Source organism: Spiroplasma endosymbiont of Amphimallon solstitiale (assembly GCF_964030965.1).
In the GTDB taxonomy this organism is placed as follows: Bacteria; Bacillota_I; Bacilli_A; order Mycoplasmatales; family VBWQ01; genus Spiroplasma_E.
The window spans coordinates 977498-999211 of sequence record NZ_OZ034999.1; the positions used below are offsets into that span (position 1 = coordinate 977498).

Sequence of the window (21714 nt, forward strand, 5' to 3'; positions counted from 1 at the left end):
TTATGTGATTTAAGTTTGCTAAATTATTTTTTGTTGTAAATAGTACTATTCAAGCACCAACTTCTTTGATTGTTTCAAATTCACCTAGTGAAAGTAATTATACTATAACTAAGGATATGGTTAAAGCTGTTAAATATAATGATTTTAATGATTGAGCAACTATTCCTTGAAATTCTGCTTATTTTGATGTTGGTCAACCAGATTTAAAATTAGTTTCTGCTTTTGTTCATAAGACTGATGTTTCACCTTATTCAATTTTATTTAAATCTGATGTTGTAGGTTCTTTTAATAGAGAAGTTAGTGGTTTATCTACTGATTATAATTTTACAGAGCAAGATTTAGAACAATTATCTTTGATTTTGTTTAATCATAATTTTATACAATCTGGTCAGTTAAATGATTTAATTTTTAGGAATGGTAAGACTGGTAATTTAAGTTTTAAGTTGACTTTTGAAATTACAAAACCTTTGAGTTTTTATATACAGGGTTTTATGTTTTATCTTAGTGCTGATTATTTTAAATATTTTTCTTCTATTTATACATTTTCGTTTTTAGATTATGAGGGTAATATTCGTTATAATTTTAAAGGTGTATTAAATGATAAAGATAGTGTTTATAATTTAGGAAAATATAATTTTGTTACTATGCCGGTTCGTGTTCCTAATTTAAAACATTTAACGATTAATTTTGATTTAGTTTCATTAACTGATTATGGTGATAATTTACATGTAAATTTTGGTCAAATGAATATTTTTTCTTCTAAAGATATTGTACCAGTTCCACCAAATAGTCCTTTTAACCCCGAGTATGAAAGACCAAGTTGATATGATGTTTTTGGTCATTTACGTAATGCTTTTAGATGAGTACTTTATGGAGTTGTTGGTAAAGTTTTACCAGTAGAACCATTAAGACAATTTCTTTTTACAACAGATAGTTTATTACGACATATTTTTTCAGATACTATTAGTACTGCTTTAAATGTTGATATTGTTAGTGGAATAGAAAATATTATACCTTTATGATTATTTGTTAGAGCAATTAGTTTAATTATAGGTTAGGAGTTTATTATGAAAAATAATGGAATATTTTGATTTGAAATTTTGAGTACAGTTGTTGTTTGTTTTTTAACATCGTTAGTTACTGCGTTGTTTTTTAATTTTGATGTAGATAAATTAAAGTTATTTTATGAAAATGCTAGTTTTGATGTTCAATTTTTATTGTTTGTTTTTAATTTTATTTTTCCTTTTGTTTTTGATTCATATTTTACGAAGTTTTGTTTTTGAATTAAAAGTAAGTTTAAAAATAAAAATAAGGTGGTTAAATAATGCCTTGATATGGTTATGTGTTGTTAGTTATAGGTTTAATTATGATTATTTATCCAATTTGTATAACTATTCGTAATGTTAAAATTTTAAAACGAGTTGGTAGTTATATTATTTCAGCACCACCACGTACTGGTAAATCTGCTCTTGCTTGTTGTTTAGCACAAACTCATAAAAAACGAGTAGTTAGTCCTTTTCCTATTAAATTAAAAAATGGTTATTCTTATTTGGTTAATTATAATGATGTTTTTACTTTTAATCAGTTAGCAAGTAATTATGCTTTTGAGGAACAAGATTTAATAATTTTAGATGAATTAGCATTAAAAATAAATTCTAATGATTTAGGAGTACAGTTTAAAAATCAACAAGAAAGTTTAGGACAATTTTGTAAGTTAATAGGTCATATGTTTAATGGTACTATGTATTTGATTGAACAACACCCTAATAGAATACCAGTACAAGCAAGAGAAAAAGTAGAATATGTTGTGCAAGTTAAACGTATGCGTTTTTTGGGTTTTATTGTTATATTTAATCTTAATTTATATACTAATATTGAGGATTATAATAAAGTAGTGTTTTCACGTCTTAGAACAAAGAAAATGATTAAAAGAGGTATTATGCCTCCAAGTTATAGTGGTGAAGCAATGTCTATGACTTTATTTTTTCCTAGACACTGGTTAAAAAGGTATAATTCACGTGCTTTACATTACGTACATGAACTTAAAAGTGAATTGTCACCTAAGAAATACCTTAAAGAAGCAAGTACTATTGATATGACTTATACTGATATTAAATCTGCTGGTTTGGATAAATTAGATAATATTTTAAAGAAAAAAGATAAACCTAAAAATAAAGATAAATAAAAATAGTTATAGTCGCAGTGAACCTACTGCGACTATAATTTGGGTGAGCCACGTAGTGGCGAGGGACGTAGTCCCTATATACTTGAATAATTATTAATTTTTTACAATATTTAAATGAGGTATATATATGAAAAAACCATTATCATTTATGGGTGCATTATTATTATCAAGTGCAGTCACTGCTAGTACAACGGCATGTAATAATCTAACTATATTCAAAAAAGATTTAAAAAAAGATTTAACACAAACAGATTTAAAAATTGTACCAGAGGAACATCGAGGAACAATACCTACAGATTATGAATTAAAAGATCAACTATTTAATTTAAATCATGGACTTCATACTGATAATATTATAATTTTTAATAAAACCACTAATTATGCTTTTGTTGTTGGTGATGGTATTTTTTATAATCAAGATAAAATTAAAATTACTTATCAAATCCAAACTATTGATATTAGAACAATAATTGTTGATGGAGCATCCATTGGTAATATATGTTAATAAATATCATTTATCAACTAAAATTGATATAAAGAACAATGATAACGTCGCACCTATAGCAATTAGTTTAGAAAATAAAGGTAAGAATAAATGTTAAGTAATTTTGGTTATTTATTAGATATTGCTAAAAGAATGTATTTAAAACAACCTTTAAATATTACTAAAATTAAACAATTAGGTAGTCGTAAATCAGGTAAAACATTTAGTGATATTGAATTCTTAGGTATTTTATTAATGTTAGATAATATTAATATTCATGCTTATTTAATTCGTAATATGTCAAAACAATTAAATGATAGTTGACAAGAATTAAAACAAATTATTAGAGCAACATATCCTAGTATTAATTTTATTATTAGTGAAACTAAAAAAACTATTGAATTTAATGGTAGTAAAATAACTTGTAAATATTTACATGCACAAGATAATAGTAATGTTAAATTAACTGGATTAGCAAGTAATTATTTATATGATTATGTAATTATTATGAAGTGATGAAAGATATGAAATTACTGAAAATTATTATCAAGATTTAAAAGATGCTATTCGTGGTGCAAATCAATTATTAGAAATAGAAAGTTGTAATCCTTGAAGTATTTTAAATGAATTTATTAAAAAAACTATAAATGCTTGTCCACAAAATGAAAAACAAATTATTAATGAATATGAACAATATACTATTTTTGATAATACTATTTATCATTATCAAAATTGAAAATTAAATACTTATTTAAAAGATAGTGATAAACAACAATTATTAGAAATAGAAGTTCTAGACCCAATATCTGCAAGAGTAAGAAGTCATGGTTTAGTAGGTTATGAATCTGGTGGAATATATTCAAATTTAATTCATAAGATATCACGTTTATTACAACCAAGTTATAGATTTAGTGCTGGATTAGATTATGGATTTAAAGATGATGCTTTAGCATGTGTATTAATAGGTTTTGATTATGATTTTAATTTTGTTAATGTTATTGATTGTTTAAAAATAGAAAATAAATTAGTACGTTATGATAATAAACAATTAGCAAGATTAGTAGTAGAGTTTTATATTAAATTAGCAAAAGAAAATGTTTATTTAGATGAATATGGTTTAACTGTATATTGTGATTTTAGTAATTATACATTTATTGAAATGTTAAATGATACAGCCATTAAATATAGGGTTAGTTCATGGCTATATTTTAAAGATTGTGTGAAATTAAGACTTGATGTTTAGAATAGGTAAGAATGTGGCTTTAATGGCATCAGAACGCTTAAATATAAACATAAAGAATAATTGCTCAGTTATTATTAGATGAATTTAGATTGGCTGTATGAGACCCTAAAAGTATTAAACAAATACCATTAGCGGATAATGACCATTTAAGAGATGCATTTGATTATGCAATTGAGCCATATATTAGAAATTTAAGTGCAAATATAAATCCTTATTTTGAAAGGAAGTAACATATGAATAATCATAATACTGAAATATTAACTCCTAATTGATGTATGATAAATCTTCAAGAAATTATAGCAAATCATGCAAGTAAATTATTATGAGGTAATGGTTATAGTATTATTCAAATTGATAGAAGTAAAACTGGAAGAATAGCATTAAATTTTGCTCAACCATATGCTCAATCAAGAGTAGCAAGAGTATTAGAAACTGAATATAGTGCATCAACATGGTCAAGAATACAATATGATGACCAAAGTATATATGTTAAAACAACATATACTCCAAATCAAATAATTAGATATTTTACTAGTGATTATGTTACTTTAGATGGTTTACAAGAAAAAATCAGTAAAGATTTACAATTACCTTTAATAGAAAATCATAATTTAGGTATTATTCCAGTTAAATTTATGCAAAATTTACCTAAAAAGAATTTCTTTGGTGGAGTTATTGGTGATTATTATCCCGATATGACTCTAATTAAAAAATTACAAAAATTATTAAATAAAACATTTGAATCAATTGAACATGAACTTGAATATAATGTTACTCGTGTATTTTTAAATATTACTGAACAAGAAATAAATCAATCTAAAACTGCTTTTGATTTAAAAAAATTAATAGGTAAATTTATTTTACAAGCAAATTTAAGAAGTTTAGGAAGTACTAATGGAACACCACCAATTGCTATTTTACAAGGTAGTCCAATATTAGATAAATATGCCGAATTTATACAATTTATTATAGATAAAGCATTTGAAGACTCAGGATATAGTCCAGTAAATGATACTACAAGTCAAAAAACTGAAGCAGAAGTATTAATTACTAATTCAAGAGATATGGAAACTACAAGAATTAAAAGAACATTAAATCAAAGTGATTGAAATGAAATATTTCAAAGATGTTTTATAATAATGGGATTAGATGGTGATAAATCTAAATGAACATTTGAAATTAAAGAAAATACTATTACAGATAGATTAAAATCACTTGAAATTGATGAAGCAGAATTAAGATTAGGAATTACTAATATTAAAAGAATTATAGTTAAAAGATATGGTGTAAATGAAGAAGAAGCACAACAAATTATTGAAGAAAATAGAAAATATCAAAAAGAAGAAATTGAATTTAATAATACTTTTTTAGGAGAAACTAAAAATGATACCAAAAATAAATCATCAATTAATTAAAACAGTTTGAAAATCAACTGGTGAAATTGAAAAAGATTTTACACAAAATAAAGATTTACAATTTCGTGTATGTCCTTTTACTATTATTTTAGGTGCTATAAATTCAACAGAAACTGGTTATAAACGACCAACTAGTATTCCTAATGATTTATACTAGCTTCTCTAAAATCTTTACTGGTAGAGAAGCAATACAAGCAGTTTGAGACCATTCTTATTTTCATATTCAAGATAAAGATAATCCGGATTTAGCATATAAACAATTACAAATTGGTGATGTATTTTATGGAAATATTTTAAGTGACCAATTAGGTATTACTTATTCAGCAACACCAGCAAATAATGCTTTTATTCAAGAACAAGCAATTAAAAATGTAGTTATTAATATTCCAAATGAAAAAAAGAATTTTGATTTTATTAATAAAATTGTTTCAAATTTATATAAGTTATATATGATTCCAGAAATTAATAAAGTTATAAATAATGATAAAAGTATTAAAGTTGATAGACAATGATATATTCTTGAAGTTGCTAGTAAAACTTATAATAATGAAAATAAAGAACTTGCTTATATTCAATGTACGGCAATGTTTAGTAATCTGTGTAACTTACAAAAATAACTATGTTTAATTAATTCTAGTAAATATAATTAAATGACTAGAAAGAGTGAGTTACAGATGGTTAAAAAACAAAATATTAATAATAATGATCCAATATCAAAAGCAGTAGATTTATTATTAGAAAATACTGAAGATTTAACAACAGTTTTTAAAGAAGGGGGTTTATATAAAGAATTAACAAAACGTTTAGTTGAAAAAATGTTGAATTCTGAAATGCAAAATTATTTAGGATATGAAAAAAATCAACATAGTAATACTGAAAATGCTCGTAATGGTACAAGTTCAAAAAAATTAATAACTCAACAAGGTAAAATTGAGATTGATGTACCAAGAGATCGCAATAGTGATTTTACTCCTGTAATAGTTGCAAAAAGACAGCGAAGATTTGATGGTTTTGATCAACAAGTGCTTTCACTATATGCAAAAGGTATGACTCTATCTGACATTAGAATGCAGTTACAAGAGTTATATCATGGTGCTGATATTAGTGAAAGTGTTATTAGTCAAATTACTGATGATGTTATTGATGATGTCAAAGCATGACAAAATCGACCATTAGAAAGCATTTATCCGATTGTTTATTTTGATTGTATAGTAGTTAAAGTTCGACAAGATAAACGGATTATTAATAAATCAGTTTATATAGCATTAGGAGTTGATTTAGAAGGTAAAAAAGATGTTTTAGGCTTATGAATTAGTGAAAATGAAGGTGCTAAATTTTGATTAGCTAATTTCACAGAAATGAAAAATCGAGGCTTAAATGATATTTTGATTGCTTGTAGTGATAATTTAACAGGCATGTCAGAAGCAATACAAGCAGTTTATCCTAAAACAGAACATCAATTATGCATTGTTCATCAAATTCGAAATAGTTTAAAATATGTTTCATACAAACATCGAAAAACTCTAGTTACAGATTTAAAACCAATTTATAGTGCATGTAGTGAAGAACAAGCAATGCAAGCTTTAGAATCATTTGAAAGTAAATGAAATAAACAATATCCCCAAATTGCTAAATCTTGATATAAAAATTGAGAAAATTTGATGATTTTTATTAGTTATCCTGCAGAAATCAAAAGAGTAATTTATACAACAAATGCTATTGAATCTGTTAATAGTCAATTACGAAAAGTTATTAGAAACAAAAAAGCTTTTCCTAATGATATGTCAGTTTTTAAAATATTTTTTTAATTATGTAGAAAAGTATGGATGACCAAAAATTATTCATCAATTTACACTTAAAATATTATTTTTAATTAAAAATTTGTTAAAAGTAACATTATTTAGTGTAAAAATTCTCTAAAAATAACACTTTATCATGTATCATTACTTTTCTACAAAATTAAAGAAATATTTTATTTAGCAATTGAAAATATAACAAAAAAATGAACATTGCCTATTCAAAATTGAAATACAGCAATTGCTCATTTTATGATAAAATTTGAAGACAGAATTAATCTGAACTAGTACTTTGTAAAACAAAGATACACAGATTTCTAAAAAGCCTCGATTTACCAATATTCAAAATTACCTCAATTTATGAAAATGAAAATATCAACACTACGGATTAACCCCTTATCAAAAATCCAATGTGTTATATTTCAGTTTGTAAAAAAAATAAATCCCAAAATTTAATAAAATCAAATTTTAAGTCAATTTGATGACTTTTTTTATTTTACCACTACTTTTCTACAAAATTAAAAAAAAATTCTGTCTTTAAATGATATTATTGATATTGAATCAGAATATTGAGTGAGGCTTTTTAGAAATCTGTGTATCTTTGTTTTACAAAGTACTAGTTCAGATTAATTCTGTCTTCAAATTTTATCATAAAATGAGCAATTGCTGTATTTCAATTTTGAATAGGCAATGTTCATTTTTTTGTTATATTTTCAATTGCTAAATAAAATATTTTAAAAACTGACATATCATTAGGAAAAGCTTTTTTGTTTCTAATAACTTTTCGTAATTGACTATTAACAGATTCAATAGCATTTGTTGTATAAATTACTCTTTTGATTTCTGCAGGATAACTAATAAAAATCATCAAATTTTCTCAATTTTTATATCAAGATTTAGCAATTTGGGGATATTGTTTATTTCATTTACTTTCAAATGATTCTAAAGCTTGCATTGCTTGTTCTTCACTACATGCACTATAAATTGGTTTTAAATCTGTAACTAGAGTTTTTCGATGTTTGTATGAAACATATTTTAAACTATTTCGAATTTGATGAACAATGCATAATTGATGTTCTGTTTTAGGATAAACTGCTTGTATTGCTTCTGACATGCCTGTTAAATTATCACTACAAGCAATCAAAATATCATTTAAGCCTCGATTTTTCATTTCTGGAAATTAGCTAATCAAAATTTAGCACCTTCATTTTCACTAATTCATAAGCCTAAAACATTTTTTTACCTTCTAAATCAACTCCTAATGCTATATAAACTGATTTATTAATAATCCGTTTATCTTGTCGAACTTTAACTACTATACAATCAAAATAAACAATCGGATAAACGCTTTCTAATGGTCGATTTTGTCATGCTTTGACATCATCAATAACATCATCAGTAATTTGACTAATAACACTTTCACTAATATCAGCACCATGATATAACTCTTGTAACTGCATTCTAATGTCAGATAGAGTCATACCTTTTGCATATAGTGAAAGCACTTGTTGATCAAAACCATCAAATCTTCGCTGTCTTTTTGCAACTATTACAGGAGTAAAATCACTATTGCGATCTCTTGGTACATCAATCTCAATTTTACCTTGTTGAGTTATTAATTTTTTTGAACTTGTACCATTACGAGCATTTTCAGTATTACTATGTTGATTTTTTTCATATCCTAAATAATTTTGCATTTCAGAATTCAACATTTTTTCAACTAAACGTTTTGTTAATTCTTTATATAAACCCCCTTCTTTAAAAACTGTTGTTAAATCTTCAGTATTTTCTAATAATAAATCTACTGCTTTTGATATTGGATCATTATTATTAATATTTTGTTTTTTAACCATCTGTAACTCACTCTTTCTAGTCATTTAATTATATTTACTAGAATTAATTAAACATAGTTATTTTTGTAAGTTACACAGATTACTAAACATTGCCTATTGAGTATCTACAGTTAACTGTGTAAATTATAATCCTTTTAATCTTTAAACAAAAAATCGTAAGTATTACTTACGATTTCTATTTTGTTTACGTTCATTTTCAGTCAAGAATTTTTTACGCATACGAATATTTTGTGGTGTTACTTCAACTAATTCATCGCTAGCAATAAATTCTAAAGATTCTTCTAAACTAAAAATAGTTGGTGGTGTTAATCTAACAGCTTCATCATTACCTGAACTTCTAGTATTTGTTAATTGTTTTGCTTTGCAAGGATTAACATCTAAATCTTTATCACGATTACTTAAACCAATAATCATTCCTTCATACACTTTAGTTTGTGGTTTAACAAATAAAGTACCACGTTCTTCTAAAGAATTTAAAGCATAAGGTAATGTTGTCCCTGTAATCATACTTACTAGAACACCATTTCTATTATTATTAATTTCGCCTTTTAATGGTTCATATGTAAGGAAACTACGAACCATAACACCTGTTCCGCGAGTAATATTAACGTATTGACGACCAAATCCAATTAATCCTCTTGTTGGAATATGAAAAATAATTTTATCACGAACATTATCAGAATCCATATTAGTCATAATACCTTTTCTTAGATTTAAATTATTAATAACAGTACTACTATATTCAGTAGGATGATTTAAAATAATTTCTTCGACTGGTTCAGTGGTGTGTCCTTTTTCATCTTTTTTAAATACTACTTCCGGTTTAGAAATACCTAATTCAAAGCCTTCGCGACGCATATTTTCAATTAAAACAGATAAATGTAATTCACCACGACCAAAAACTTTAAAACCATCAGCATTACTTCCAGATAATTGTTCTATTTTTAAACCAACATTAGTTTCTAATTCTCTTGTTAAACGTTCTTTAATTTTATTACTAGTTACTAGTTTACCTTCAGTTCCAGAAAATGGTGAATTATTGACAAGGAAATTCATTGACATTGTTGGAGCCTGTATTGTAATTGGTTCCATTGGCACAACATTATCTTTATCACAAATAGTATTACCAATTGTTATATTTTCAATACCCGCTATGCAAACAATATCACCAGCAACAGCGTTTTTAACAGCTACTCGTTTTAATCCTTGATAAACAAATAAATATTTTACTTTTGCTTTTCTTTTTAAATCATAATCATCAACAACAATTATTTCTTGTCCTTCAGAAATAGTACCTTGAAATAATCTACCAATTCCAATTCTGCCAATAAAACTATCATAATCTAATGAACTAATTTGCATTTGTAAAGGCTCATTATATTTTACTAATTTAGAAATTTTAGCATGTTTAATAATTGTTTCGAATAATGGTTCTAAATTTTCACTTGGTTGATTCAATTCATATTGGGCAATACCTTGTTTAGTAATTCCATAAAGTGTTGGAAAGTCTAACTGTTCATCATTAGCATTTAATTCCATAAAAAGTTCTAATACTTCATCTTTTACTTCTTCAATTCTTTGGTCCTTTTTATCAATTTTGTTAATCATTAAAATTGGATTTAAGTTATGTTCTAGTGCTTTTTGCAATACAAAACGAGTTTGTGGCATTGGTCCTTCAACACTATCAACTAGTAAAATAACACAGTCTACTGTTTTCATAATTCTTTCAACTTCAGAGGAAAAGTCAGCATGACCAGGTGTATCAATAATATTAATTTTTGTATTACCATGCATGATTGAACAATTTTTAGAATAAATAGTAATTCCTCGTTGACGTTCTTGATCATTACTATCCATTATTTGTTCAACAATAACTTGGTTTTGATGAAAAATATTTGATTGCTTTAATAAAGCATCAACTAATGTTGATTTTCCAACATCGACGTGTGCTATCACTGCAATATTAATAATTTTTTGTTCAGCAGAAACTTTTTCTTGTTCAGACATTATTCATTCTCCGTTATTCTTAAATTTTGACATTATATAAATTATACGCAATATTTTTAAATTTAGTAAAATAATTAAAAAAATAATTTATTTAAAATGATTTTTTGACATATAATAATTATCTAAATCTTATGATTTGTGATTTTTTTTCATTTTCATCAGTTTTATTTCTATATTTACTTTTATCATTATTATTTAAAAAATTATTTTGTTGTATTTGTTGGGTTAATAAATATGTTTGTATATCATTAAAATTATTTGTATATATAAAACTGCTACTAGGTTTTGATATTTTTATTTCGATAAATAAACTGTCTTTAGTGTATGTTTCTAATGTATTAGTATAATGTTTTTATTAATTAAAGATGTGTTAATTTTTGTTGTTAATTCTCATATTTGATTTTTATTTGGTAATGATAAATCTAATGGTTCTTGTTGTAGTCTTTGTTTTTTACTTGATAGTGATAAATCTAATGGTTTTTCATTTTTTAATTGTTCTGAAAATTGATGAGATATTGTAAATAAATATTGTAATTCTTCATCTGTTATGTTTTCTTGATTTATTAATTCACCTACAAATAAATTTAATTCACTTAATATTTCAAATAATTGTTGAGGTTCTTTTTTATATTTATTAATAAAAAAACTAAATTTTTTTATTTGTGCTAAATATTTGTTTAAAATTTTATTTAATTTCTTTTTTATCTTTTTGTTTTTATTAAATTTTCGTTGAATTTTATTTCTGTATTTTCTATTATTTTCTAATTCTAAAAAATATTTTTGTTGTTTATATAAATCATTATTGATACTTGCAATTGCATTAGTTATTTCAGAAATTTTAAATCTGTAATTAATTAAAGTACTAATTTTTAAATTTCTATTCATCAATTCAAGTAATTTTTGTCTTTTTTCATTCATATTTTTGCCTCTTTCTATATTTTTGATAGTCTAATCTCAAATTTCTTAATAATTATAATTTGTGTACAAGTACTAAAATTTCTATAATAACTACTTATATCTATTTAATTTAAAATTTTTCTATAAACTTTTTTAAAAGTTTTACACACTTTAATGATAACACTTTATAGAAATTGATAAAATTATAATAAATATTTCATTTTTTTATAAAACTATATTTTTATTTATTATTTTTTAAAAAATAATAAATAAAAACTGATAAAATCAAATTACAAAGTTATTTTAGATATTTCGGAGGTAAAAATAATGGCAAATAAAATATTAGTAATTCGTTCTTCTATGATTAAAAAAGAACTATCTTATTCTGAAAGTTTAGTATCTCGTTTTGTTAAATATTATCGTGAATTTCATCCAGAAGATTCAATAATTGAATTAGATTTAAATCAAATACCAATGGCAAGTATTACTATTACGCAAAAAAACTTTGCTTCATATTTTAATAAAAAAGATTCTGATTATTATATTAATCAACTAAAAAATGTTAATAAAGTTATATATACAACACCAATGACAAATTTTAATGTTACTAGCATGACAAAAAATTATTTAGATCACATCTTAGTTGCTGGTAAAACTTTTGATTATAAATATACCAAACAAGGTGAAGCTAGAGGATTATTACCACATTTAAAAGTTCAAATTTTGGCGACACAAGGAGCACCATATGGCTGATATTTATGAGGTAATCATGCAACTTATTTAAAAGGAACATGAGAATTTGTAGGTGCTAAAGTAGTAGAACCAATTCTTATTTGTGGTACTAAGGTTCAAGAACTTCATCAAAATGATGCTAATTTACTTATTGGTTCTAAAATATTAGCAAAAGGTGGAGGTTTGCCAGCATTAGGACCAGAAAAAACGATGGATAAATTTGAACAGTATATTAAAGAAGCAGCAAAAAAGTTTTAACTTTAAAAAATAATTTTTGTGAATTTATCTTCAAAAAGTAGTAAAGTAAAATTGGCTTCTTAAATAAAGTCAAAATAATAAAATAAAAGGATGAAAAAATGAAAAAAATATTGACAGCATTAAGTGTTTTAACATTTGCATCAGCCGCAGGAAGTTTAGCTGTAACTGTCTTAAACACAAGTTCACAAAAAAATGATGTTTTAAATAATAAAACTCAACAAGATACAATTTACATTGATGAAAATGGCAAAAAAGTAATAACTAATAAGCATAATCTATCATATATAAAAACTACCAAAATTACTCAAATTGGATTTTATAAAAATGATCAGGGAGAAATTCAAGTTGTTAACATGCCAATAACAATTAAAGAAGTTCCAGAACAATTACCATCAGAAATCACATCTTTGAGTTATATGTTTGCTGATGCGACATCATTTAATCAAGATTTGTCAAAATGAGATGTATCTAATGTAACAAATATGAACAATATGTTTAGTAATGCATGAGTATTTAATCAAGATTTATCAAAGTGAAATGTATCAAATGTTATGAAATACGAAGGTTTTTCTTTTGATTCAGGAATTCATAACTCAAATAAATTACCAAAGTTTAAAAAATTTTTAATAATTTAAAATACTAATTTAAGATTTTTATAGTTTTTTACTTTAATTTTGTAGAAAAGTAATGATACATGATAAAGTTTTATTTTTAGAGAATTTTTACACTAAATAATGTTACTTTTAACAAATTTTTAATTAAAAATAATATTTTAAGTGTAAATTGATGAATAATTTTTGGTCATCCATACTTTTCTACATAATTAAAAGTTTTTTATCCTAAATCTTCGTCCTTTATTAGAATTTCACTACTAGGATTTTGTTCAATTATTAATTGTTTGTAAATTGTATCACGATATTTTACACAACCATCAATAACATTATCTAAAGGATTTGGAGCAGTCCGCACTTCAAAAAGATCTCCTTCATATTTTTGACGCATTGGTTTTGTACCTTTTTCAGTTTTAACTTCAATATAATATTCTTTAGCTAATTCTTCTTGAATAAATTTATCAACTTTTTTAATATAAGCTCCACCACCACAAATTGTGATTCCCTTACCTTTTTTCTTTAAATCACTAATACTTCCAGCAGCCTTGTCACCAGCAGTTCTTAGTACTCTACGAATGGCTGGAATAATATGTTCTTTGAATTGAACTTGCATAACATTTTCACGAATTTCTTCTGGTGTAATTTCAATAGTTTTAGAAATTGACATTGTTTCTCCTGGCTGAGAATTTAATCTAGGTAATGAAAAACCTGAAATTGTGTATGGTTTTTCATCTTGATATTTCATAAGTGAGCCAATATTTTTAATAACATCTTCAGCTTCTTTTATTCCAACTTTTAAGGCATGTTTTTTTATAATATATTCTTGAACTTTTTGTATTAAATAGTCACCAGCACAATGTGTTGTATATGAATATAATATTGAATTATTACTAATAATAGCAACATCAGTACTGCCACCACCAATATCAATGCACATAATTGCACTTCCAAAAATATCTTGCCCTGAACCTAAGGCTGCCATTTTTACTTCTTCTTGTACAAATCCACGGAGTGCTCCTAAACGATATACAATATTTTCTAAAGCTTCTTTTTGTACTGAATTAATTTCACTTGGTGTTGCCATCAACACAATCAAATTACGATTTTTATCTAATTTTTCATGTTTTTTTATAGAATTGTTATTAATTTCTTTTAAATTTTTAATTTCAAGTCTGAAATCTTGAAAAATTTTAGTAAGAATACGTTGTAAAGCATCTGGATCAGCAATATTACCATCACGAACTGGACGTTTAATAATAACGTTTTCATTTGTTTTGTCAGTTAAAGCCTTAGCCTCTTCACCGTAAAGAATTCTATTTTTTTCATAGTCTTCAGCTAAATAGGTTGGAGCATCATATCTAAGACCTATATTAATATGTCTAGCTTTAAAGTTTTCTGTTCCGATATCTAAAGCTAATCATTGATAATCAGTTATTGATTTAAGTTTGTTATTTTTCTGATTTAAATTTTCTTTTCTTGTTTTAAACATTTCTCTAATTTTCCCTTTCTTTAAATACTTAAATTTTATAAATTTTATCTAAATTAATTTTACATGATTTTATAAATAAGTTATTTATATTAATTTATAAGGAAATATGGGATTAATGTTGATAATTTTTATTTATTATATTTTGTTTAAAAAACAGCAAAAACTTTGAAGTATGCAATATATCTAATTTTATAAATATTAAATTTAATTGAATAAATAGTTAAAAATATATTTTAATTATCTGAAAAAATCTCTGGTTTTTATTAAAAAAAGGAGATAAAATAATCATTGGAAAGGAAGGTAAAATTGAAAATAACTAATGATTTATTAAACAACTCACATATTATTTTTGAATCTAATATTAAAAATCAAATAGAAGCACTAACTAAAATTACTGATTTGACATTTTCATTAGGTTATATTACTAATCGTGATGAATTACTAAAAGCATTTCTTGCTCTTGAACAAGAATTATCAACGGGTTTTGAAGGTGGAATTGCAATTCCACACGCTAGAATTAAATCAATTAAAAAACCTGCAATTCTAATATTATGTAATAATAATGGTGTTGACTGAAAAGCAATAGATGGACAATTAACAACTTTTATTATTGCTTTAATAATTCCTGAAACACAAGCAGAAAATTTACATTTAGATATTTTAAGTACACTTGCAATTAAACTTGTAAATAAAGATTTTCGTAAAAAATTAAAAAATGCAAAAAATTCACAAGAAATAATATCGCTTATTAATGATGAAACAGTTAAAAATAGTACTAAAAAAGAAATAAAAACAATGAAAAATAAGGAAACAAAAAAAATTGTTGGAGTTTCTTCTTTTAATTATGTAGAAAAGTATGGATGACCAAAAATTATTCATCAATTTACACTTAAAATATTATTTTTAATTAAAAATTTGTTAAAAGTAACATTATTTAGTGTAAAAATTCTCTAAAAATAACACTTTATCATGTATCATTACTTTTATAAAAAATTAAAGGTTTCTTCTTGTACAACTGGAGTAGTTCATACTTACATGTGTAAAGAATTATTAGAAACCGCAGGAAAAGAACTAGGCTATCAAGTACATATTGAATGTCAAGGTCAAAAAGGACCAGAATATGTACTAACAGAACAAGAAATTAAAGAAGCGGATGTCGTTATTTTAGCAACAGATGTTGCAATTGACTTAGAACGTTTTATTGGTAAAAAAATATACTTGTGGTACAAAACCAGTAGTTAAAGATGCTAAACAAACTATTAAAGAAAGTTTAACAAAAGCAAAAATATACGGTGAAACTAATGGAAATAGTGGTGATTTCATTTTAAATGCTTCGAAAGGTAAACCAGCAATTTTAAAACATTTATTAAGCGGAGTATCATATATGATACCATTTGTTGTTTTTGCTGGTTTAATTTTTGCTATTGTTGGTGGTATCGCAAAAGGTACTTTTGGTAATGGATTTGAATTTAAAAATTCATGAGAAGAACAACTTGCTTGATTAAAAACAAATCCACCAGGAGTTAATTCTTTTAATTTTGTAGAAAAGTAATGATACATGATAAAGTGTTATTTTTAGAGAATTTTTACACTAAATAATGTTACTTTTAACAAATTTTTAATTAAAAATAATATTTTAAGTGTAAATTGATGAATAATTTTTGGTCATCCATACTTTTCTACATAATTAAAAGAAATCTGTGTATCTTTGTTTTACAAAGTACTAGTTTAGATTAATTCTGTCTTCAAATTTTATCATAAAATGAGCAATTGCTGTATTTCAATTTTGAATAGGCAATGTTCATTTTTTTGTTATATTTTCAATTGCTAAATAAAATATTTTAAAAACTGACATATCATTAGGAAAAGCTTTTTTGTTTCTAATAACTTTTCGTAATTGACTATTAACAGATTCAATAGCATTTGTTGTATAAATTACTCTTTTGATTTCTGCAGGATAACTAATAAAAATCATCAAATTTTCTCAATTTTTATATCAAGATTTAGCAATTTGGGGATATTGTTTATTTCATTTACTTTCAAATAATTCTAAAGCTTGCATTGCTTGTTCTTCACTACATGCACTATAAATTGGTTTTAAATCTGTAACTAGAGTTTTTCGATGTTTGTATGAAACATATTTTAAACTATTTCGAATTTGATGAACAATGCATAATTGATGTTCTGTTTTAGGATAAACTGCTTGTATTGCTTCTGACATGCCTGTTAAATTATCACTACAAGCAATCAAAATATCATTTAAGCCTCGATTTTTCATTTCTGTGAAATTAGCTAATCAAAATTTAGCACCTTCATTTTCACTAATTCATAAGCCTAAAACATCTTTTTTACCTTCTAAATCAACTCCTAATGCTATATAAACTGATTTGTTAATAATCCGTTTATCTTGTCGAACTTTAACTACTATACAATCAAAATAAACAATCGGATAAATGCTTTCTAATGGTCGATTTTGTCATGCTTTGACATCATCAATAACATCATCAGTAATTTGACTAATAACACTTTCACTAATATCAGCACCATGATATAACTCTTGTAACTGCATTCTAATGTCAGATAGAGTCATACCTTTTGCATATAGTGAAAGCACTTGTTGATCAAAACCATCAAATCTTCGCTGTCTTTTTGCAACTATTACAGGAGTAAAATCACTATTGCGATCTCTTGGTACATCAATCTCAATTTTACCTTGTTGAGTTATTAATTTTTTTGAACTTGTACCATTACGAGCATTTTCAGTATTACTATGTTGATTTTTTTCATATCCTAAATAATTTTGCATTTCAGAATTCAACATTTTTTCAACTAAACGTTTTGTTAATTCTTTATATAAACCCCCTTCTTTAAAAACTGTTGTTAAATCTTCAGTATTTTCTAATAATAAATCTACTGCTTTTGATATTGGATCATTATTATTAATATTTTGTTTTTTAGCCATCTGTAACTCACTCTTTCTAGTCATTTAATTATATTTACTAGAATTAATTAAACATAGTTATTTTTGTAAGTTACACAGATTACTAAACATTGCCGGTAAATCCAATGCCATGGTAATGATGGTAATGAGTAATAAATTCTTTTAAACTTGATTGTATTTTACTGACATTACTTAATTTTTTATAATTTAATTCTTTATTTTCTTTTGATTTAAACTGCTGGATAGTGGATTTAGTTTGTTTAGCTACTGTATCATATAATACTTGCATATCACAAACTATAATTGAATTTTCTTCGATAAGTTTCGATGTTAAGTTTTCTTGTACTCATTTTTTATTTAATCTTTTAGTATTTGTTGTTTGAGCATAGATATTTCGGTTTTCATCAATTGCCATTTGAATACAACAATTTAAATCTTTAGCATTTTCTTCAATTCATTATTTTCTTGGATCATTTGGATCTTTAAAGTTTCCTTTATGAATTTCTTTGATAAAAGTTTCGTCAACTTCAATTCTAGCTTTTAATTTTACAAATTGATTTTGTGTTTTTACTAATTGTGTTGATTTCATAAATTTTTGACGATTAAATCAGGCAGTTTTATTTTTTAATTATGTAGAAAAGTATGGATGACCAAAAATTATTCATCAATTTACACTTAAAATATTATTTTTAATTAAAAATTTGTTAAAAGTAACATTATTTAGTGTAAAAATTCTCTAAAAATAACACTTTATCATGTATCATTACTTTTCTACAAAATTAAAGGTTTTATTTGTAGTATTAATAAATTGAGAAATAATGTAAGCAGATTGACCTAAAGTAGCTATTTGTATCAATAAATCTCATTGATCATGAGATAAATGACTTCAATAAAAATAATGATTTTTAAAAGCATGAAAAGTAATATTACAACTTTCACATTTATATATTTGCTTATAATCTTTACTACCATATTTAGTACACAAAAAAGAACTACAATCTGGACATTGAATCCCTTTCTCTTTGAATTTTTGTTCGACTGCTTCAAATTTTTCCTTTAATTTTGTAGAAAAGTAATGATACATGATAAAGTTTTATTTTTAGAGAATTTTTACACTAAATAATGTTACTTTTAACAAATTTTTAATTAAAAATAATATTTTAAGTGTAAATTGATGAATAATTTTTGGTCATCCATACTTTTCTACATAATTAAAAAATTTTTCTTTTTTCTCAATTTGTTTAATTCTAGTTTTATTTTCTCTAAAAATCTCAATAAAATCTTTATCAGACAAATTATTTAAAATTTCTTTTACTGTATTTTTATTCATTTAAAATCACCTCTTTAATATTAAAAATACCATATAAAAATATATTTTTGCTAATTTTACTAATACCACTACTTTTCTACAAAATTAAAGGAATTTTTTGATTTTCTTGCAATATATCTTCTATCTGTATTGTTTCATAATTAGCAAAGTTGTTAACTTCATTAATCATTAATTGAATTTGCTTATCAATAAGTTCTTTATTTTTTTCTTTTCAATATATTTTTTTCTGCGTCTTTTTTCTCCTTCTCTTTTTTTTCTAATAAATTCAGGATTTGATTTATTTTTTTCTAAATATTGTTTTTGTCTTTCTGCATGTTTTTGTTTTTTAGTTTTAATGTTTTCAAATGAAATTTCTACAAAAATAGCGGGAGAAGGTACAAAAATAGATTCATCTTTTGTTTTTTCGTTATTGTTATTCTCTAACATTATATCCATATTTTATATTTCCTTTTTAAAATAAAATAGTGTATCTATAAACTTATATTAAGTTTATGTTCTTGATTTTAGCATCTTTTTTAATTTAGAAAAATACATAGAATTAATTAGATTTTAAAATTAATAATAAATAAAAATAGTTACCAAAATGGTAACTATTTTTATTTTGCTATAAATTTATTATTAACTTTAGTTTTATGTTGGATTGATAAACTTATTTTATTTATTTCATCAATAAAATTATTATCTTTTTCTATATCTCAACCATTTTTTTGATCAATTTCTTTTGTTATTTTTTCCAATTCTATTTTGATTTCTTTTAAACTAGTTTTATTAATATTATTATTTAATCTTTTTTCAATATTTTGAATTTTTATATCAATTTCATGATATCAAGTGGTATCTACAACATTGCAAAGTGGTTCTTGTACTCAAGCATGGTACATTTTTCTTTTAATTATGTAGAAAAGTATGGATGACCAAAAATTATTCATCAATTTACACTTAAAATATTATTTTTAATTAAAAATTTGTTAAAAGTAACATTATTTAGTGTAAAAATTCTCTAAAAATAACACTTTATCATGTATCATTACTTTTCTACAAAATTAAAGGAAGAATTTGGCTTTAATTTTGTAGAAAAGTAGTGGTATTAGTAAAATTAGCAAAAATATATTTTTATATGGTATTTTTAATATTAAAGAGGTGATTTTAAATGAATAAAAATACAGTAAAAGAAATTTTAAATAATTTGTCTGATAAAGATTTTATTGAGATTTTTAGAGAAAATAAAACTAGAATTAAACAAATTGAGAAAAAAGAAAAATTTGAAGCAGTCGAACAAAAATTCAAAGAGAAAGGGATTCAATGTCCAGATTGTAGTTCTTTTTTGTGTACTAAATATGGTAGTAAAGATTATAAGCAAAGATATAAATGTAAAAGTTGTAATATTACTTTTCATGCTTTTAAAAATCATTATTTTTATTGAAGTCATTTATCTCATGATCAATGAGATTTATTGATACAAATAGCTACTTTAGGTCAATCTGCTTACATTATTTCTCAATTTATTAATACTACAAATAAAACTGCCTGATTTAATCGTCAAAAATTTATGAAATCAACACAATTAGTAAAAACACAAAATCAATTTGTAAAATTAAAAGCTAGAATTGAAATTGACGAAACTTTTATCAAAGAAATTCATAAAGGAAACTTTAAAGATCCAAATGATCCAAGAAAACAATGAATTGAAGAAAATGCTAAAGATTTAAATTGTTGTATTCAAATGGCAATTGATGAAAACCGAAATATCTATGCTCAAACAACAAATACTAAAAGATTAAATAAAAAATGAGTACAAGAAAACTTAACATCGAAACTTATCGAAGAAAATTCAATTATAGTTTGTGATATGCAAGTATTATATGATACAGTAGCTAAACAAACTAAATCCACTATCCAGCAGTTTAAATCAAAAGAAAATAAAGAATTAAATTATAAAAAATTAAGTAATGTCAGTAAAATACAATCAAGTTTAAAAGAATTTATTACTCATTACCATGGCATTGGATTTACCAATATTCAAAATTACCTCAATTTATGGAAATGAAAATATCAACACTACGGATTAACCCCTTATCAAAAATCCAATGTGTTATATTTCAGTTTGTAAAAAAAATAAATCCCAAAATTTAATAAAATCAAATTTTAAGTCAAGTTGATGACTTTTTTTATTTTACCACTACTTTTCTACATAATTAAAACATTTTTCTTTCTTCAAATCCTTCTGGAAGTTTTATTTCTTCTTTAATTTCAGCAATTAATTTATATATACTTTTTATTTTTTTAACTTTACTATACATATCTTTTAATCTTCCTTTCAAAAAAATAAAAAACCCATATACTTTAAAAATTAAAATAATGAGTTGAAAACTTAAATTAAGTTTAAATAATTATATCATAATATCTAGAATATTTGGTGTTAAATTTTTATACATATTTTTAAAAGATAAAAAAAATAAAACTACTGAATTGA

General features: G+C 24.1%; 27 protein-coding genes and 2 pseudogenes. 18 read left to right on the forward strand and 11 right to left on the reverse strand.

Annotated elements, in window-relative coordinates; translation table 4 throughout:
- Positions 1 to 2 precede the first annotated feature (2 nt).
- From AAHH39_RS06040 to AAHH39_RS06090, 11 genes and pseudogenes are all read left to right on the forward strand, one after another.
- Positions 3 to 1058 (forward strand): hypothetical protein, encoded by a 1056-nt coding sequence (locus AAHH39_RS06040; RefSeq protein ID WP_342219200.1) that lies wholly within the window; start codon positions 3 to 5, stop codon positions 1056 to 1058.
- A gap of 9 nt (positions 1059 to 1067) precedes the next feature.
- Positions 1068 to 1325, forward strand: coding sequence for a hypothetical protein (locus AAHH39_RS06045; RefSeq protein ID WP_342219201.1), 258 nt, complete (start codon positions 1068 to 1070; stop codon positions 1323 to 1325).
- Positions 1325 to 2185, forward strand: coding sequence for a hypothetical protein (locus tag AAHH39_RS06050; RefSeq protein ID WP_342219202.1), 861 nt, complete (start codon positions 1325 to 1327; stop codon positions 2183 to 2185). The genes AAHH39_RS06045 and AAHH39_RS06050 overlap by 1 nt, the downstream gene beginning before the upstream one ends.
- Before the next feature lie 127 nt (positions 2186 to 2312).
- Positions 2313 to 2690 (forward strand): hypothetical protein, encoded by a 378-nt coding sequence (locus AAHH39_RS06055; RefSeq protein ID WP_342219203.1) that lies wholly within the window; start codon positions 2313 to 2315, stop codon positions 2688 to 2690.
- Positions 2691 to 2780: 90 nt separating this feature from the next.
- Positions 2781 to 3275: a hypothetical protein gene (locus AAHH39_RS06060; protein ID WP_342219204.1), complete on the forward strand. Its 495-nt coding sequence runs from the start codon at positions 2781 to 2783 to the stop codon at positions 3273 to 3275.
- A 726-nt stretch (positions 3276 to 4001) separates the two neighbouring features.
- The gene (locus AAHH39_RS06065; RefSeq protein ID WP_342219205.1) at positions 4002 to 4142 is read left to right on the forward strand and encodes a hypothetical protein; all 141 of its coding nucleotides are present in this window, start codon (positions 4002 to 4004) and stop codon (positions 4140 to 4142) included.
- Between the two features lie 3 nt (positions 4143 to 4145).
- On the forward strand, positions 4146 to 5327 hold the full coding sequence (locus AAHH39_RS06070) for a hypothetical protein (RefSeq protein ID WP_342219206.1): 1182 nt from the start codon (positions 4146 to 4148) through the stop codon (positions 5325 to 5327).
- Positions 5296 to 5484: a hypothetical protein gene (locus AAHH39_RS06075; RefSeq protein WP_342219207.1), complete on the forward strand. Its 189-nt coding sequence runs from the start codon at positions 5296 to 5298 to the stop codon at positions 5482 to 5484. Before AAHH39_RS06070 ends, AAHH39_RS06075 begins: the two co-directional genes overlap by 32 nt.
- Complete coding sequence (locus AAHH39_RS06080; RefSeq protein ID WP_342219208.1) at positions 5471 to 5944, forward strand: hypothetical protein; 474 nt, start codon at positions 5471 to 5473, stop codon at positions 5942 to 5944. The genes AAHH39_RS06075 and AAHH39_RS06080 overlap by 14 nt, the downstream gene beginning before the upstream one ends.
- 57 nt (positions 5945 to 6001) lie before the next feature.
- Positions 6002 to 7132: pseudogene (locus AAHH39_RS06085) on the forward strand (IS256 family transposase); the annotation flags it as partial.
- On the forward strand, positions 7104 to 7247 hold the full coding sequence (locus AAHH39_RS06090) for a hypothetical protein (RefSeq protein ID WP_342219210.1): 144 nt from the start codon (positions 7104 to 7106) through the stop codon (positions 7245 to 7247). The pseudogene AAHH39_RS06085 and the gene AAHH39_RS06090, both read left to right, overlap by 29 nt.
- 492 nt (positions 7248 to 7739) lie before the next feature.
- On the opposite strand, the pseudogene AAHH39_RS06095 reads toward AAHH39_RS06090, so the two are convergent.
- The 3 genes and pseudogenes from AAHH39_RS06095 to AAHH39_RS06105 form a co-directional block, all read right to left on the reverse strand.
- A pseudogene (locus tag AAHH39_RS06095) lies at positions 7740 to 8976 on the reverse strand (IS256 family transposase).
- A 162-nt stretch (positions 8977 to 9138) separates the two neighbouring features.
- Positions 9139 to 10983 (reverse strand): translational GTPase TypA, encoded by a 1845-nt coding sequence (typA, locus tag AAHH39_RS06100; RefSeq protein WP_338956865.1) that lies wholly within the window; start codon positions 10981 to 10983, stop codon positions 9139 to 9141.
- Between the two features lie 330 nt (positions 10984 to 11313).
- A complete protein-coding gene (locus AAHH39_RS06105) occupies positions 11314 to 11901 on the reverse strand; it encodes a hypothetical protein (RefSeq protein ID WP_342219211.1) in 588 nt (195 codons plus the stop codon).
- 306 nt (positions 11902 to 12207) lie between these two features.
- On the opposite strand from AAHH39_RS06105, the gene AAHH39_RS06110 reads away from it, so the two are divergent.
- Positions 12208 to 12870 carry an FMN-dependent NADH-azoreductase gene (locus tag AAHH39_RS06110; RefSeq protein ID WP_342219212.1) on the forward strand — a complete coding sequence of 221 codons (663 nt, stop codon included), beginning with the start codon at positions 12208 to 12210 and terminating at the stop codon, positions 12868 to 12870.
- Between the two features lie 98 nt (positions 12871 to 12968).
- Positions 12969 to 13505, forward strand: coding sequence for a BspA family leucine-rich repeat surface protein (locus tag AAHH39_RS06115; RefSeq protein WP_342219213.1), 537 nt, complete (start codon positions 12969 to 12971; stop codon positions 13503 to 13505).
- Between the two features lie 199 nt (positions 13506 to 13704).
- On the opposite strand, the gene AAHH39_RS06120 is transcribed toward AAHH39_RS06115, so the two are convergent.
- The gene (locus tag AAHH39_RS06120; protein ID WP_342219214.1) at positions 13705 to 14970 is read right to left on the reverse strand and encodes a rod shape-determining protein; all 1266 of its coding nucleotides are present in this window, start codon (positions 14968 to 14970) and stop codon (positions 13705 to 13707) included.
- Positions 14971 to 15276: 306 nt separating this feature from the next.
- On the opposite strand from AAHH39_RS06120, the gene AAHH39_RS06125 reads away from it, so the two are divergent.
- The 3 genes from AAHH39_RS06125 to AAHH39_RS06135 are packed head-to-tail and all read left to right on the forward strand — an operon-like array spanning position 15277 to position 16522.
- The gene (locus AAHH39_RS06125; protein ID WP_342219215.1) at positions 15277 to 15924 is read left to right on the forward strand and encodes a fructose PTS transporter subunit IIA; all 648 of its coding nucleotides are present in this window, start codon (positions 15277 to 15279) and stop codon (positions 15922 to 15924) included.
- A 15-nt stretch (positions 15925 to 15939) separates the two neighbouring features.
- On the forward strand, positions 15940 to 16212 hold the full coding sequence (locus AAHH39_RS06130) for a PTS fructose transporter subunit IIB (protein WP_342219216.1): 273 nt from the start codon (positions 15940 to 15942) through the stop codon (positions 16210 to 16212).
- A complete protein-coding gene (locus tag AAHH39_RS06135) occupies positions 16172 to 16522 on the forward strand; it encodes a hypothetical protein (RefSeq protein ID WP_342219217.1) in 351 nt (116 codons plus the stop codon). Before AAHH39_RS06130 ends, AAHH39_RS06135 begins: the two co-directional genes overlap by 41 nt.
- 171 nt (positions 16523 to 16693) lie before the next feature.
- Here the strand turns inward: AAHH39_RS06135 and AAHH39_RS06140 are convergent, their stop codons facing one another.
- The 7 genes from AAHH39_RS06140 to AAHH39_RS06170 all read right to left on the reverse strand — a co-directional run bounded on the left by AAHH39_RS06140 (position 16694) and on the right by AAHH39_RS06170 (position 20122).
- On the reverse strand, positions 16694 to 17932 hold the full coding sequence (locus tag AAHH39_RS06140; protein ID WP_342219330.1) for an IS256 family transposase: 1239 nt from the start codon (positions 17930 to 17932) through the stop codon (positions 16694 to 16696).
- Positions 17933 to 18014: 82 nt separating this feature from the next.
- Positions 18015 to 18326 carry a hypothetical protein gene (locus tag AAHH39_RS06145; protein ID WP_342219218.1) on the reverse strand — a complete coding sequence of 104 codons (312 nt, stop codon included), beginning with the start codon at positions 18324 to 18326 and terminating at the stop codon, positions 18015 to 18017.
- A 42-nt stretch (positions 18327 to 18368) separates the two neighbouring features.
- The gene (locus AAHH39_RS06150; RefSeq protein WP_342219219.1) at positions 18369 to 18500 is read right to left on the reverse strand and encodes a hypothetical protein; all 132 of its coding nucleotides are present in this window, start codon (positions 18498 to 18500) and stop codon (positions 18369 to 18371) included.
- A 174-nt stretch (positions 18501 to 18674) separates the two neighbouring features.
- On the reverse strand, positions 18675 to 18995 hold the full coding sequence (locus AAHH39_RS06155; protein ID WP_342219220.1) for a transposase-like zinc-binding domain-containing protein: 321 nt from the start codon (positions 18993 to 18995) through the stop codon (positions 18675 to 18677).
- A 15-nt stretch (positions 18996 to 19010) separates the two neighbouring features.
- Positions 19011 to 19241, reverse strand: a complete 231-nt coding sequence (locus tag AAHH39_RS06160; RefSeq protein ID WP_342219221.1) for a hypothetical protein — start codon at positions 19239 to 19241, stop codon at positions 19011 to 19013.
- Between the two features lie 168 nt (positions 19242 to 19409).
- Complete coding sequence (locus AAHH39_RS06165; protein ID WP_342219222.1) at positions 19410 to 19676, reverse strand: hypothetical protein; 267 nt, start codon at positions 19674 to 19676, stop codon at positions 19410 to 19412.
- A gap of 161 nt (positions 19677 to 19837) precedes the next feature.
- Positions 19838 to 20122 (reverse strand): hypothetical protein, encoded by a 285-nt coding sequence (locus AAHH39_RS06170; RefSeq protein ID WP_342219223.1) that lies wholly within the window; start codon positions 20120 to 20122, stop codon positions 19838 to 19840.
- On the opposite strand from AAHH39_RS06170, the gene AAHH39_RS06175 reads away from it, so the two are divergent.
- Together AAHH39_RS06175 and AAHH39_RS06180 are read left to right on the forward strand one after the other, a co-directional pair.
- Entirely contained in the window at positions 20114 to 20245 is a 132-nt protein-coding gene (locus tag AAHH39_RS06175) for a hypothetical protein (RefSeq protein ID WP_342219224.1), read from the forward strand. The genes AAHH39_RS06170 and AAHH39_RS06175 overlap by 9 nt on opposite strands.
- Before the next feature lie 146 nt (positions 20246 to 20391).
- Complete coding sequence (locus AAHH39_RS06180) at positions 20392 to 21351, forward strand: transposase-like zinc-binding domain-containing protein (protein WP_342217913.1); 960 nt, start codon at positions 20392 to 20394, stop codon at positions 21349 to 21351.
- Positions 21352 to 21714 lie beyond the last annotated feature (363 nt).